The organism is Arsenicicoccus piscis (assembly GCF_022568835.1).
Taxonomy (GTDB): domain Bacteria; phylum Actinomycetota; class Actinomycetes; order Actinomycetales; family Dermatophilaceae; genus Arsenicicoccus; species Arsenicicoccus piscis.
On record NZ_JAKZHV010000008.1, the window covers coordinates 165829 to 180395 of the forward strand.

Sequence of the window (14567 nt, forward strand, 5' to 3'; positions counted from 1 at the left end):
GACCGGCCCACGGGCCCGTGGCCACCGCACCCCGGTGGGCCACGGGCCCGTTCTCTGATGCACTCAGAGATATAAAGCGTCAATTCTGAGTAGAAAACTTGAGTATCCGTCAAACATGACACGTCACGCCGGTCTCTCGACCGCCGAGCAGCGCCGGATGGCCTCCGCGTTCGCGGCCGCCGAGCGGGCGCCGTAGCCTGACGGCATGCAGACTCGAACGCTGGGAACAGGCGGTCCGGACGTCTCCGTGGTGGGGCTGGGCTGCAACAACTTCGGCCGGCCGGGCACCGCGACCGAGCACGACGCGAGCGCCGTGGTGGACGCGGCGATCGAGGCGGGCGTGACCCTGTTCGACACCGCCGACATCTACAACGTCGGCCGCTCCGAGGAGCTGCTCGGTCAGGCGCTCGCGGACCGGCGTGGCCAGGTCGTCATCGCGACCAAGTGGGGTCACCAGTCCGCGACCGCACCGGGAGCCGACGACTGGGGTGCCAAGGGCTCGCGCGGCTACATCCGGCGCGCCATCGAGGCCTCCCTGACGCGCCTTGGCACGGACTACATCGACGTCTATCAGCTGCACACGCCCGACCCGGGCACGCCGATCGAGCAGACGCTCGAGGCGCTGGACGAGCTGGTGCAGGAGGGGCTGGTGCGTCACCTGGGCCACTCCAACTTCGACGCCGCCCAGATGCGCGAGGCCGACGCCGTCGCACGCGAGCGGGGGCTGACCCGGTTCGTCAGCGCCCAGAACGAGTACTCCCTGCTGCGCCGCCAGATCGAGGAGCAGGACCTGGCCGTCGCCCGCGAGCTGGGCCTCGGCGTGCTGCCGTTCTTCCCGCTCGCGTCCGGGCTGCTGACCGGCAAGTACCGCAAGGACCAGATCCCCGAGGGCGCACGCCTCGCCAGCCGTCGCGACCAGCTGACCGACCTGCTGGGCGAGGCGGGCTGGGACGGGCTGGAGCGCTACCTCGCGGTCTGCGCCGAGGCCGGCATCACGCCGCTCGAGGGGGCGGTGGGCTGGCTGCTCGCGCAGGACGGCGTCACCTCGGTCATCTCCGGTGCGACCAGCGCCGAGCAGGTGCGCGCCAACGCCGCCGCCGGTGCCGTGGACCTCTCGCGGGACACGGTGACCCGGCTCGCCGGAGCGTTCGACGCCTGAGCGACGTCAGGGCTGACCCACGGCCGACCCAACCCCGAGCTCAGCGAACTCCCTTGGGCCGGAACTGGATCGAGATGCGCGGCCCGACGTGCTGGGCCGTCTTGGGGATGGCGTGCTCCCAGGTGCGCTGGCACGAGCCGCCCATCACGACGAGGTCGCCGTGGCCGAGGGCGAAGCGGTGCGCCGTCGACCCTCCGCGCGGCCGCAGCGCCAGCGTGCGCGCATCACCGATCGACACGATCGCGACCATGGTGTCCTCGGTGGAGCCACGCCCGATGGTGTCGCCGTGCCACGCCACCGAGTCCGCCCCGCTGCGATACAGGCACAGCCCCGCGCTCGTGAGCGGCTCGCCGAGCTCGCCCTGGTAGTGCGCGTTGAGCCGGTCGCGGGCCTCGTCCAGCATGGGGTGGGGCAGCTGCTCGCTGCTCCCGTAGAACTTGGTGAGCCGGGGCACGTCGACCTCGCGGTCGTACATCTGGCGTCGCTCGGCGTGCCAGGGGACACCCTCGACCAGCTCGTCGAACAGGGCGTCCGACCCGGCGAGCCAACCCGGCCGGTGGTCGACCCAGGCACCGAGGGTCAGGCTGGTGCGCTGCACCGTGTCACCGAGCCGGCCGAAGCGGGGCGCCTCGGCCAGGTCGAGCAGCGATCCCTGCAAGGACATCATGGCACTAGCGTAGCAATTCTCGAACATAGGAGCGAGTGCGGCTCACCCTCGTTCGTCGCGCGCCAACGGGTGGGGACGTGCCTGATCGGCGATATCGTGGGGGCATGCACGAGGTCACCTTCGTCGGCCAGCCGATCATCCTGGTCGTGGCACCGGTCGAGCAGCGCGACGATCTGGTCGAGGAGCTGGCGTCGCGCTACGGCCGCGACTACGACCTGCGCTCCGCGGTGACCTTCGCCGAGGCGCTGAGCGTCGTCACCCGTGCGCTGAGCGAGGAGCGCACGATCGCCCTGCTCGTCGTCGGCCCCGACGTCGGCGGCACGTCCGGCATCGACGTCTCGACGGCCGTCCACGCGTTGTCGCCGACCACGCGCCGCATTGTGGCCCTCCCGCGCGGCTGGGACTGGTCGACGGCCGGGACCGAGCAGATCCGCGAGGCCAACACGGCCGGACGCATCGACACCTACCTCGGCACCCCGCAGGCCGAGCGCGACGAGGAGTTCCACGCCGCCATCACCGAGATCCTCTCGGACTGGGCGTGGACGTCCAGCGCGGTGGTCGTCGAGGGCATGCAGATCGTCAGCGACGGCCACTCGGCCGAGCTGTCCGCGCTGGTCGACTTCTGCCAGCGCATGGGGATGCCCTACCGGCGCCACCACACGAGCTCGGAGGTGGGCCGGCAGATCGTCGACGGGTGCCCGGGCGAGGTGGCGTTCCCGCTGGTGCGGCTGCCGTCCGGCGACTATCTCGTGCGGCCGACGCTGGCCGAGATCGGGAGCCTGCTCTACGGCCGGCCGAGCGAGCTGCCCCAGGACCTCCTGGCCGACCTCCTCGTCGTCGGCGCCGGACCGGCGGGCCTCGCGGCCGCGGTCTACGGCGCGTCCGAGGGGCTGTCGACCGTCGTGGTCGAGTCCGAGGCCATCGGTGGTCAGGCGGGCACCAGCTCGATGATCCGCAACTACCTCGGGTTCCCGCGCGGCATCTCCGGGATGCGCCTGTCGCAGCGGGCCCGGGTGCAGGCGCTGCGCTTCGGCGCACGCTTCCTCGTCGGCTTCCCGGTCAGCGGGCTGAGCGTGGCCCCCGAGCCGGGCGCGCCGCACGTGGTCGAGTTCGAGGACGGCACGCGGGTCGGGGCCCGGACGGTGCTGATCGCGACCGGCTCGAGCTATCGGCGTCTCGGCGTCGAGCCCGTCGAGGAGCTCGTGGGCCGCGGCGTGCACTACGGGGCGGCCATGAGCGTGGCGCGTGACGCCACCGGTGCCGACGCCTACATCGTCGGCGGGGGCAACTCCGCCGGGCAGGCGGCGCTGCACCTGGCCCGCTTCGCCCGTCGGGTGACGATCCTCGTGCGCCGGCCCGACCTGAGCGCGACCATGTCGGACTACCTCGTCCGCGAGATCCAGGACAACCCGCGCATCGCGGTGCGCGGTTGCACCGAGGTCGTCGATGCCCGCGGGATCGATCGGCTCGAGGGGCTCACCCTTCGCGACACGACCACCGGCGCGGAGGAGCACGTCGCCGCCGGGCTGCTCCTGCTGCTGCTCGGCGCAAAGCCGTGCACGACCTGGCTGCCGGGCGAGATCGCTACGGACGAGCGGGGATTCGTCCTCACGGGCCGCGACGTGCCGCAGGACCGGTGGCACGGCGAACGACCGCCGGAGGCGAGCGCGACGAGCATCCCGGGGATCTACGCCGCCGGTGACGTGCGCAGCGGCTCCATGAAGCGGGTCGCCAGCGCCAGCGGCGAGGGCGCCGGTGTCGTGCCCCTCGTCCACGCCCATCTCGACGACCTCGCGAGCGCCTGACCTTGGCGCTCTACCGCGACGAGGCAATCGTGCTCCGCACCCACAAGCTGGGCGAGGCCGACCGCATCGTCACCCTCTTCGCGCGCCGCACCGGCAAGGTGCGCGCGGTCGCGAAGGGGGTCCGACGCACGAAGTCGCGCTTCGGGGCGCGGCTCGAGCCGTTCATGCTCGTCGACGTCATGCTCTACGAGGGCCGCACCCTGGACACGATCACCCAGGTGGAGACCAAGGGTGCCTACGGCGAGCCGATCGCCGCGCACTACGACCGCTACACCGCGGCGTGCGCGATGCTCGAGACCGCCGATCAGCTGACCCAGGAGCGCGAGCCCGCGCCCCAGCAGTTCATGCTGCTCGCCGGGGCGCTGCGCTCCCTCGCCATCGGCGAGCACGACCCCGCGCTCACCCTGGACGCCTACCTGCTGCGCGCGGTCGCCACCGCGGGCTGGGCGCCGACCTTCGACTCGTGCGCGCGCTGCGGCGCCCCGGGGCCGCACCGCGGCTTCCACCTGCAGGCCGGGGGAGCGGTCTGCCGGGACTGTCGTCCGACCGGTGCGTCCGCTCCCGCTCCCGACACCCTGCGGCTGCTGTCCGCCCTGCTGTCGGGCGACTGGGACTACGCTGACGCGAGCGCGGCGGGCAACCGGCGCGAAGGGGCCGGGCTGGTCGCGGCCTTCGTCCAGTGGCACCTCGAGCGCGGGGTCCGATCGTTGAGGATGGTAGAACGCCTGTGACCCCGCCCCTGCCCGGTCGCCGTCGGCGCCTGGAGCCCACCTGGTCCGGCGTGGTGCCTCCGCCCCCTCACTCGTCCGGTGCCCGGCCGCCGGCCATTCCGGCCGAGCTGGTGCCTGAGCACGTCGCCATCGTCATGGACGGCAACGGCCGCTGGGCCAACGCCCGGGGGCTGCCGCGCACCAAGGGGCACGAGATGGGCGAGGCCGCCCTGCTCGACGTGATCGCCGGCGCCATCGAGCTGGGCGTCAAGAGCATCTCCGCCTACGCGTTCTCGACCGAGAACTGGCGCCGGTCGCCCGACGAGGTGCGCTGGCTGATGGGCTTCAACCGGCAGGTGATCCGCCGGCGTCGCCACGAGATGGGCTCGTGGGGCGTGCGGATCCGCTGGGTCGGCCGTAGACCGCGCCTGTGGACGTCCGTGATCAAGGAGCTCGAGGACGCCCAGGAGATGTCGCAGGACAACGACGTGCTCACGCTCTACTTCTGCCTCAACTACGGCGGTCGCGCCGAGATCGCCGACGCCGCAAGGGATCTCGCGCGGCTGGCGGTGGAGGGCAAGATCAAGGCGAGCTCCATCGACGAGCGCATGCTCGGCCGGCACCTGCAGTGGGCCGACATGCCGGACGTAGACCTGTTCGTCCGCTCGTCGGGCGAGCAGCGCACCTCGAACTTCCTGCTGTGGCAGAGCGCCTACGCCGAGATGGTCTTCCTCGACACGCTCTGGCCGGACTTCGACCGCCGCGACCTGTGGCGGGCGTGCGAGATCTACGCCAGTCGCGAGCGGCGCTACGGCGGCGCGGTGGACGCGGTGGACCCCTCGGAGTCTGCGGACGCAGGGGACACCACTGACCCCGCCGACCCCACTGACCAAATGTAAAGAAATTAAAACGATCTATTAACCCATATGGTGGATCGCGCCTAGCCTCGTCAGTGACACCTCGATCTCAGCGATCGCGGACCTGAGCAAGGAGGCTTGGAACCCATGTCCCACGGAGCGCCTGCACCCGGCTTGAACACCGGGGTCACCCTGCCACCGCTCGAGGCCGGACCCCACCAGCGCCGGCTCGACCTGATCGCGATCGTCGCGACCTTCGGTGGCCTGCTGTTCGGCTACGACACCGGCGTCATCAACGGTGCGCTGGAGCCGATGAAGGCAGACCTCGGTCTGAACACCGTCACCGAGGGCCTGGTCACCGCGACCCTGCTGCTCGGTGCCGCCCTCGGCGCCGTCGTCGGCGGCCGGATGAACGACGCGATCGGCCGCAAGAAGACGCTGACCATCGTCGCGGTGCTGTTCTTCGTCGGCACCCTGGGCGGCGTGTTCGCCCCGAACCTCATGGTCATGCTGCCCGCCCGCGTCATCCTCGGCTTCGCCGTGGGTGCCGCCTCGGTGACGGTCCCGGTCTATCTCGCGGAGCTCGCGCCCACCGAGCGCCGGGGCACGCTCTCGGGCCGCAACGAGCTGGCCATCGTCGTCGGCCAGATGCTCGCCTTCATCATCAACGCGATCATCGCGAACCTCTGGGGCCACCACGAGGGTGTCTGGCGCTACATGCTCGCCGTCGCCGCCGTCCCGGCGGCCGCGCTCTTCGTCGGCATGCTCCGCATGCCGGAGTCCCCGCGCTGGCTCATCTCGCAGGGCCGGCACGACGACGCCCTCGACGTGCTGCGCGAGGTGCGCAGCGAGAATCGTGCCAAGGCCGAGATGGCCGAGGTCGAGCAGCTGGCCCAGGAGGAGGCCGAGTCCAACGTCGGTGGCTGGTCCGACCTCGCCGTGCCGTGGATCGCGCGGATCGTCATGATCGGCTGTGCCCTCGCCGCCGCCCAGCAGCTGACCGGCATCAACTCGATCATGTACTACGGCACCGAGCTGCTGAAGGACGCCGGTTTCTCGGCCAGCGCCGCCATCATCGCCAACATCGCCAACGGCGTTCTCGCCGTGGCAGGTTCGGCGCTGTGTCTCTTCGTCATGATCGACCGCATGCGGCGCCGTGACCTGATCATCCGCGGCTTCATCGCCACCACGACCGTGCACGGGCTGATCGTCATCACCGCCCTGCTGATGCCCGCCAGCACGTCGCGCGCCTGGGTGATCCTCGTGCTCTGCGTGACCTTCGTCTTCTTCATGCAGCTGGCGCTGAACGTGCCGGTGTGGGTGTGCCTGTCCGAGCTCTTCCCGCTGCGGCTGCGTGGCTTCGGCATGGGCCTGTCGATCATGGTCATGTGGCTGGTCAACGCCGCGCTGACCTTCGCCTTCCCGTCGATCGTGGCGTTCGCCGGCCTGGCCGGCATCTTCGGGCTCTTCTTCGTCGTGGGCCTGATCGCCATCGCGTTCTTGTGGAAGTTCTTGCCCAACACCAGTGGTCGCTCGCTGGAGCAGCTCGAGGAGTCTTTCGCGTCCGGCAACTTCAGCTAGTCACCCCTTCAACACTCCTCTCCCGGAAGGACTTTCACGTCATGTCCGTCATGGTCGCCGTTCCCGACAGCGCCGAGGGTGCGCTGGCGCTCACCAGCGCCATCGCCGAGGCCCGCCTGCTCGGCACCGACGTGCTCGCGGTCAACCTGGGCCTGCGGCCCATCTCGCCCGAGCACCTGATGAGCGGCGAGACCCGCATCACCATCCTCGAGCGCACGCACCACGAGTCGCACGCCGAGGTCGTGCTGCACGCCCTCGCCGAGCACCCGGAGACCGAGCGTCTGGTCATCGGGGTGAAGCGCCGGTCCAAGGTCGGCAAGGCCCTCATCGGCAGCGTCTCGCAGACCCTGCTGCTCGAGGCCGACGTGCCGATCCTCGCGGTCAAGCTGCCGCACTGACCACCCACGCGTCGAACCGTCGTGAGCGGCTAGCCGGGCACCTGGTCCGGGTAGCCGCTCACGCACGTCCCGCCCTGCAGGATCCCGCGGCCCGGCCCCACCGGGTAGTCCGCCCGCGGACGCATGATCACCGGGCGCAGCCCGGTCAGTCGCCGGGCGCACGCGGTCGCCGTCGCGGCAGGCACCGACCGTCCGTCCAGCCAGACATCCAGCCAGGCACGGGCTCCGGACGGTGCGGTCGACAGGTCGTGGCACGGTCGATCCTGTGGGCGGGGCCCGTCTCCACAGGTGTCCTCGACGACCAGGTAGCGCCGCAGCGACGGCACGTAGAACCGCGTGCCCGCCGCGAAGTCCAGCACGTCGCCTCGCCCGACGCGGGTGTGCCCCACGGCGACGGTGATCGGGTCGGCGTAGGTCCCGCTCCCACCGGCCCTGCGGTGCACCACCGGGTGCGAGATCGCCGACCCCGCCGGGGTGTTGTCGTGCCACGAGTAGCCGGTGAGGAAGACCTGCATCGTCGGCTGGGCCGGGGTCGGGGCCGGGCTTCGGGCGGGTCGCGTCGGCGTGGGCGAGGAGGTCCGCGTGGCCGCCGCCGACGTCGCGGTAGAGCGGGTGGTCGGGTGCGCGGTCGCCGTTGATGCGGTCGTCGTTGCTGTGGTCGGTGCTGAAGGTGGCGTCGGTGACCCGGTGCACGCCGTCAACGTCAGCAAGCAGGCGGTCACCCAGAGTGCCGCGACGCGCCCGCATCGTGCGAAACGCTGACAAAGGGTAGTCAAATGACTACATTCAGTAGTCATGACTGGACCCCTGTTCACTCGCCGTAGCCTCCTGGTCGCCGCCTCGACCGCCTCGGCCACCCTCGCCTGTGCCTCCTCCGCCTCGGCTGCTGCCGCCGCGTCGACCGCGCCCTCGCTCGCCTCCCTGCCCTCGGCCGTGACCTTCCGCGGTATCCCCACCGCAGCCACGACCCAGTCCAAGGAGTCGATCATGATGCTGGTGTCGACCGCCGAGAACTCCTCGCTCGACTGGCGCCGGCAGTACGGCTACATCGAGTACGACGTCGAGGGGAACGCCGCCGAGAACCGCGGCTACACCGCGGGCATCATCGGCTTCACGTCCAAGACGCACGACATGCTCGCACTGGTGCGCGACTACGTCCGGGTGGCGCCGCGCAACAACCCGCTCGCTCGTTTCCTCCCCGCGCTGCAGCGGGTCGACGGCACGTCCTCGACCCGCGGGCTGGGGGCGCCGTTCGTCACGGCCTGGCGTCAGGCCGCGCGCACCGATCCCCGTTTCCGGGCGGCGCAGGACCGGATGCGGGACCGGGCCTACTTCACCCCCGCCGTGAACCTCGGGGTCCGCGACCGGGTCCAAGAGCTCGGCCAGTTCGCGTACTACGACGCCGCCGTGATGCACGGCCAGGACGGTCTCGCCGAGGTCCGCCGGCTCGCTCGGCTGCGGGCCCGCACCCCCGCAGCGGGAGGCAACGAGCGGGTCTACCTCAAGGCCTTCCTGGACGCTCGCGTCCAGGTGATGCGCCGCGAGGTGGCGCACAGCGACACCTCGCGGATCGACGCCATGCAGCGACGCTTCCTCGCGCAGGGCAAGCTCACCTTGGGCCTTCCGCTGGCGTGGTCGGTCTACGGAGACCGCTACTCGCTGACCGCGGCTCAGGTCAACCGCTACCACGCGACCGGGCGGCTGTAGCCCGTCATGGCGCGGTCGGCGCCGGGGCCGTCGTCGTGGGGGCCGTCGTCGTGGGGGCCGTCGTCGTGGTGGGCGTCGTCGTGGTGGGCGGTGCCGTGGTGCTCGGCGCAGGCGGGTTGGTGGGCTCAGCCGGCGTCGTCGGCTGGGGTGGTGTCGTGGTGCTCGGCTCGGCCGGCGTCGTCGTCGCAGGCAAGCCCGGCTGGCTCGGCTGGCTCGGCTGCGTGGGCTGGCTCGGCTGCGTGGGCTGGCTCGGCACGCTCGGCTGCGTCGGCTGGGTAGGCACAGTCGGCGGCACGCTGGGCTGGGTCGGCACCGTCACGGGTGGTGTCGTGGGGCCGGGCTGCGTCGTCGAGGGAGCGGTGGGCGTCGTGGTGGCCGGCGAGCTCGGCGGGACGGTCGGCGTGGGCGCCGGTGTGGGAGTCCAGGTGACCACCGGGGTGGGTGTCGGCGTCCAGGTCACCACCGGCGCAGGCGCCGGCTGGGTCGACGCAGGAGTCGTGGTGCCGGCCGGGGTCGTGGTGCCGGCTGGAGCCGGGGTGACCACCGGCGGCGCGACGACCGGCGCGGTCCACTGCGGAACGGCCGGGGCCGGCTGCCCCGCCGGGACCGGTGCCGCGACCGCGGGCGCTCCGACGGCGTTTGGCAGACCCGGCAGGACCACCACGGGGGCGGGCATGCCGGCAGCGGCGGCCGGAGCTCCCGGCGCAGCGGTAGCGCCTGCGGGACCGGCGACGGGGGCGGCGACGGCCACCGGGGTGGCACCAGCAGCAGCGCCACCAGCAGCAGCGGCACCAGCAGTGCCACCGGCAGCAGCAGTGGCCTGCGGTGCGGCGAACACGGGGACGGCACTCGCGAGGCGCAGTCGCGAGACCGCTTGTGCCGCAGGGCTGGTGGCGCGATGCACGGTCGTGGTCATGGCCGCGCCACCGGAGGCGGCGCGCGCCTGCGCCTGGCGAGCCGACGTGCCGGTCCCCGCCGCTGCGACCGCCTTGGGAGGCGCTTCGCCGACCGGACCGCGGGCGGGGGTGTTGGTGCCGTGCAGGGCGAGGGCGGTCGCGCAGCCGGCGATGCCGACGACCATCGCCGACCCGAGGATCAGCCGCGCCGGGGTCATGGTCGGCATCCAGCTGGGGCGGTCGTGCATCTCGACCCGGCGGGTGCGCAGGGCGGACATCCGCCCCGGGGTCGACGGCCACGGGTTGAGTCGCAACGGGCGGCGCGCGGCGAGGTCCTCGACCCAGCCGAAGAGCGGGATGGCCGCCACCAGGAGCGCCCAGCTGAGCAGGTACTGCAGCGTCCAGCCGCCCCAGTTGTCCTCGCCGAAGGCGGTCGGGAACGGCATCCGGTCCAGGATCGGCACGGACAAGAAGATCGCGACGTTGCCCCACAGGTAGATCGTCATGGCGCGCGAGTTGATCGTCGCGACCAGCTTGTCCAGGAACGGCCGACGGGCCATCCACGAGAAGTCGGGGTAGAGCCGCAGCAGGATCAGGACGGCGCCGAGGCAGTAGAGCATGTCGGCCATCGGGATGTCGTCGATGTTGACGCCGGTGTCCGCGTCGGGGAACTTCACCGCCCACAGCAGCCCGAGCGCCATGGTGCCGAGGCCGATCGGGAGGACGGCGCGCAGCGGCAGCGGGCGGATCTTGTTGTCGTGGTGCGCGAAGCCGAGCATCCAGCAGGCGCCGAACATGCCGAGGGTGAGCAGCACGTCACCGGAGCGGTCGTCCAGCTGCAGCAGGCCCGAGGAGTAGCCGGCGATCAGCAGCAGCGGCAGCGCCAGCATCCGCTTGGGCCAGTGCCGGAACAGCCACAGGGCGGCCGGGGACAGCAGCATGAACCACAGGTAGCCCCGGATGTACCAGAGCGGGAGGACCCAGTCGGCGCCGTACGCGCTGCCGGGCGGGTCCGACAGCGGCAGCACCCAGAACAGCAGGGTCTGCCAGCTGAGGGGGTCACCCGCCGTCTCCGTGACGGTCCAGCCGAGCGCCAGCATGACCGGCACCAGGACCAGACCGAGCATCCACAACGGCGGCAGCAGGCGGGTGGCGCGCTTGTGCAGGACCCGCCACGGGTTGCCGGGGGAGCGGTCGAGCGATGCCGCCATGAGCGAGCCGCCGAGCGCAAACATGATGCCCATCGACGGGAAGAGGATCGGCAGCCAGGCCCAGCCGAAGACGTGGTAGGTCATGACGCGCACGAGCGCGAAGGCCCGCAGCGAGTCGATGTACCGGTCGCGCTGACGCAGCACGACCGTGGGCCTGCCCTCGGTGGCCGGCGCGGTGGCCGGCGCGGTGGCGTCCGCTGGTGTCTCCACGGTCGCGCTCAGTGGCGGCGCCACGGTGTCGGCGGTCATGGTCATCGGTGATTTCCCCTGTTCACTTCTCGACGTCAGCTCTTCGACCCGGCGAGGGTCTTGTCGAGCGTGGACGCGGCGCTGGTGTCGAGCGAGCCGGTGCGCGCGAACTTGTTCCAACCCATCCGAACTCCCTTGAACGCCAACCAGACCGAGGTGTAAAGCAGATAGGCGCGCAGCGGCTCGAACACGAGCCGGTAGATCGGGACCATTAGCAGGTGGTGGAAGCCCTCACCCATGAGCTTGACGCCGACGGCCGCGATGAGGACGTGGAGGGCTACGAAGAGCAGGAAGAAGGTGACCAGCACTCCCGGCCCCTGCTGCTGGTAGGCCAGGCAGGCCATCACGAAGGTGAAGGGCAGGAAGACGATCGGGAACAGCACCGAGAAGACGTAGCTGGGCAGCACGTACCACCCGAGCGCGCCCGCGTGCCGGGAGAAGATCAGGTTGCGGTGCTTGTAGATCGCCTGCAGGGTCCCGAAGGTCCAGCGGGTCCGCTGGGCGATCAGGTCGTCCACGGTCTCCGGCGCCTCGGTGTACGCCAGCGCCTCGTCGTCCTGGGTGACCCGCCAGCCGAGCTGGTGCATCATCAGCGCGAGGTCGCAGTCCTCGGCGAGGGTGATGTTGGAGTAGCCCCCGGCCGCGCTGATGGCGGCCTTGCTCCAGGCCGCGCACGCCCCGGGGATGATCGAGATGGCGCCGAGCTGGTCCTGCGCCGAGCGCTCGATGCCGATCTGGGTGAGGTACTCGAGCGCCTGCCAGCGGGTGAGCAGGTTGGTGGTGCGGTTGCCGACCCGCACGACACCGGCGACCGCGCCGAGGCGGCCGGAGGTGTCCAGCGCGAAGTGCCGCATCAAGTTGGTGATCGTGGTGGGCGTCATGATCGTGTCGGCGTCCAGCGTCACGACGTAGTCGCCCCGCGCCGACGCCACCCCGTTGTTGAGGGCGTGCGCCTTGCCGGCGTTGGGCTGGCGCAGCAGCACGACCCGCGGGTCCTCGGCCATCACGGCGCGGACCTGCGCGGCGGTCGCGTCCGAGGAGCCGTCGTCGACGACCACGACCTCGAGGACGGGGTAGTCGCTGGCGAGGATGGAGCGCAGGGTCCGGGCGATCACCGGCTCCTCGTTGTAGGCCGCGAGCACCACGGACACGGGCAGGCCGATCTGCTCGGCCGTCGGCCAGTCGATCCGGGACCGCTTGCGGTGGCGCCATGCGGCGAGCGCGACGTTGCCGAGACCGAGGACGGCGACGGTGAACAGCGCGAGCGCGAAGAGCCACTCGACGAGCTTGTTGGGCAGGACGTACGTCGCGTAGGCCCCTGCGTGCACGGCCTTGTCCCAGACGGTGACCTCGATCGGCGCGTTGCTCTCGCGGATCGAGGGCTGCACCTGCGGCATCGTCTGGAACGTGTAGCCCGCGGCACGGGCTACGGGGATCAGCCGCTTGACGTACTCGACCGTGCGCTCGCGGTTGGGGCCGCCGGCATCGTGCAGGAGCATCGTGATGTTCTTGCCGCTGCGCAGGTCGGGGAGCGGGATGTCGGTGACCTTGCCCGTCGGGTTCGCGTCGTGCTCCCAGTCCTTGGTGTCGAAGTCGTAGGAGGCGATGGTGTAGCCGAGGCGCTGCGCGCGCAGCAGCCCGTCGCTGGTGTCCTGCTGGAACTCGGCGTCCTCGCCGTCGTAGGGCATCCGCCAGAAGGTGGCCGCCCGGCCGGTGATCGCGCGCAGCGTGCGCTCGGTGGCGACCAGCTCGGCCTGCTCCTCCCAGTCGGGCAGGTGCGCGATGTCGGGGTGGGTCATCGTGTGGACGCCCACCGCGTGGCCCTCGCGGGAGAGGCGGGCCACCACGTCGGGGTGGGCGGCGACGTTCTGCCCGACCAGGAAGAAGGTCGCGGGGACCTTGGCCCGGCCGAGCACGTCGAGCAGCTGCGGGGTGACCGGGCTGCTCGGTCCGTCGTCGAAGGTCAGGGCGATCGTCTTGTGCGCGGCGGCGGAGTAGCCGTAGTGCTCGATCGCGTAGGGCGCGTCGCCCGCGTGCGCAGCGTCCTTCGGCGCGAGCACACCGAGGTCTGCGCCGGTGAAGGGCTCGACCTTGCGGGTCGTCGCGGGGTGGCCCGCGGACGCCGGGGAGCGGACCAGCTTGACGGCCCGCTCCATCGGACCCTCGCCGACGATCGGGGCCCGCAGGCCGGTCTCGGCCTTGGACAGCTGGATCGGGGTGGGCCGGCCCTCGAGGGAGGGCGAGGCGTACATCCGGGGCAACGCGATGGCGATGCCGACGACGAGCAGCAGGGCCAGCGTCAGGGCGCACCGTCGCAGCACCCGCCAGCGGCGTCCGCTGGGGTCGAGGAAGATCGAGGTGGCGGTCGAGGTGGCGACGGCCTGGACGGCTGCGTCGGCAGCGCTCAACTGGTGCTCGTGAGCACGCTCTGGTGTCATGTGCTGAAGTCCCCCTGCTGTGGTGCCCCGTCGCCGCCGCAGCGACGCGGACGACCGGCACCCCCCAGACCCGCCCGTCCTGCCTGGACGGAGAGCAAAATGGCTCAAAGAGCCCAATTCGACGGAGTTGAGTCCAGCAGAGTGGTGTACGAGTTGGTGGCCGTGTCGCTCATGACGTGAGCGGCGGTCACCGGTGATTCTTCGAGAGATCTTCCACAACCACCTCGAAGAAGGAGCACACGATGACCGCCTCACCCCACGATATTGACCCTGCCCGGTTTCTGCAGGACCAGCTGGTCCAGGCCTCACCGGATTTGATGCGGGACATGCTGTCCACGTTCATCAACGCGTTGCTGTCGGCGCAGGCCGACAGTGTGTGTGGCGCGGAGTACGGCACACGTGACCCCGACCGGATCAACTCCCGCAACGGGTACCGCCACCGCGAGTTGGACACCCGCGTCGGCACGATCGATGTCGCGATCCCCAAGCTACGCGAGGGCAGCATGTTCCCCGGCTGGCTACTGGAACGCCACCGCCGCGCCGAGCAGGCCCTGACGACCGTGGTCGCGACCTGCTACCTGCTCGGGGTCAGCACCCGCCGGATGGACAAACTCGTCCAAACCCTCGGGATCACCGGCCTGTCCAAGTCACAAGTCAGCGTGATGGCCCAGGACCTCGACGCGCAGGTCGAGGCGTTCCGCACCCGCCCGTTGGACGCCGGCCCCTACACCTTCGTCGCCGCCGACGCGTTGACGATGAAGGTCCGGGAGAACAATCGCGTGGTCAAGATCGCGGTGATGATCGCGACAGGTGTCAACGCGGAGGGATACCGCGAAATCCTTGGCGTGCATACGAGTTCGACCGAGTCCGGTCCCGGATGGCTCAGCTT

The 14567-nt window shown here is 71.1% G+C and carries 13 protein-coding genes; 9 read left to right on the forward strand and 4 right to left on the reverse strand.

Annotated features, from left to right (window positions below):
• Positions 1 to 205: 205 nt before the first annotated feature.
• Positions 206 to 1159 carry an aldo/keto reductase gene (locus tag MM440_RS14180; RefSeq protein WP_241445048.1) on the forward strand — a complete coding sequence of 318 codons (954 nt, stop codon included), beginning with the start codon at positions 206 to 208 and terminating at the stop codon, positions 1157 to 1159.
• Between the two features lie 40 nt (positions 1160 to 1199).
• Here MM440_RS14180 and MM440_RS14185 read toward each other — a convergent pair whose 3' ends face one another.
• A complete protein-coding gene (locus tag MM440_RS14185) occupies positions 1200 to 1826 on the reverse strand; it encodes an alpha-ketoglutarate-dependent dioxygenase AlkB (protein WP_241445050.1) in 627 nt (208 codons plus the stop codon).
• 104 nt (positions 1827 to 1930) lie between these two features.
• Between MM440_RS14185 and MM440_RS14190 the strand changes: the two genes are divergently transcribed.
• The 5 genes from MM440_RS14190 (at position 1931) to MM440_RS14210 (ending at position 7177) form a co-directional block, all read left to right on the forward strand.
• Positions 1931 to 3631 carry an NAD(P)/FAD-dependent oxidoreductase gene (locus MM440_RS14190; protein ID WP_241445052.1) on the forward strand — a complete coding sequence of 567 codons (1701 nt, stop codon included), beginning with the start codon at positions 1931 to 1933 and terminating at the stop codon, positions 3629 to 3631.
• Between the two features lie 2 nt (positions 3632 to 3633).
• The gene (gene recO / locus MM440_RS14195) at positions 3634 to 4362 is read left to right on the forward strand and encodes a DNA repair protein RecO (protein WP_241445054.1); all 729 of its coding nucleotides are present in this window, start codon (positions 3634 to 3636) and stop codon (positions 4360 to 4362) included.
• Between the two features lie 50 nt (positions 4363 to 4412).
• Positions 4413 to 5240: an isoprenyl transferase gene (locus tag MM440_RS14200; protein ID WP_241445080.1), complete on the forward strand. Its 828-nt coding sequence runs from the start codon at positions 4413 to 4415 to the stop codon at positions 5238 to 5240.
• 105 nt (positions 5241 to 5345) lie between these two features.
• The gene (locus MM440_RS14205; RefSeq protein ID WP_241445056.1) at positions 5346 to 6779 is read left to right on the forward strand and encodes a sugar porter family MFS transporter; all 1434 of its coding nucleotides are present in this window, start codon (positions 5346 to 5348) and stop codon (positions 6777 to 6779) included.
• A 41-nt stretch (positions 6780 to 6820) separates the two neighbouring features.
• Positions 6821 to 7177, forward strand: a complete 357-nt coding sequence (locus tag MM440_RS14210) for a universal stress protein (RefSeq protein ID WP_241445058.1) — start codon at positions 6821 to 6823, stop codon at positions 7175 to 7177.
• Between the two features lie 29 nt (positions 7178 to 7206).
• Here MM440_RS14210 and MM440_RS14215 read toward each other — a convergent pair whose 3' ends face one another.
• Complete coding sequence (locus tag MM440_RS14215) at positions 7207 to 7692, reverse strand: hypothetical protein (RefSeq protein ID WP_241445060.1); 486 nt, start codon at positions 7690 to 7692, stop codon at positions 7207 to 7209.
• Between the two features lie 67 nt (positions 7693 to 7759).
• Between MM440_RS14215 and MM440_RS14220 the strand changes: the two genes are divergently transcribed.
• Complete coding sequence (locus MM440_RS14220; RefSeq protein ID WP_241445061.1) at positions 7760 to 7939, forward strand: hypothetical protein; 180 nt, start codon at positions 7760 to 7762, stop codon at positions 7937 to 7939.
• A gap of 33 nt (positions 7940 to 7972) precedes the next feature.
• Positions 7973 to 8884, forward strand: a complete 912-nt coding sequence (locus MM440_RS14225) for a chitosanase (protein WP_241445063.1) — start codon at positions 7973 to 7975, stop codon at positions 8882 to 8884.
• A gap of 4 nt (positions 8885 to 8888) precedes the next feature.
• Here MM440_RS14225 and MM440_RS14230 read toward each other — a convergent pair whose 3' ends face one another.
• Together MM440_RS14230 and MM440_RS14235 are read right to left on the reverse strand one after the other, a co-directional pair.
• Entirely contained in the window at positions 8889 to 11246 is a 2358-nt protein-coding gene (locus MM440_RS14230) for an acyltransferase family protein (protein ID WP_241445065.1), read from the reverse strand.
• 29 nt (positions 11247 to 11275) lie between these two features.
• Complete coding sequence (locus tag MM440_RS14235; protein ID WP_241445066.1) at positions 11276 to 13648, reverse strand: bifunctional polysaccharide deacetylase/glycosyltransferase family 2 protein; 2373 nt, start codon at positions 13646 to 13648, stop codon at positions 11276 to 11278.
• A 272-nt stretch (positions 13649 to 13920) separates the two neighbouring features.
• Here MM440_RS14235 and MM440_RS14240 point away from each other — a divergent pair.
• Positions 13921 to 14567, forward strand: a 647-nt coding sequence (locus MM440_RS14240) for an IS256 family transposase (RefSeq protein WP_241445067.1), incomplete at its 3' end; no start/stop codon positions are given.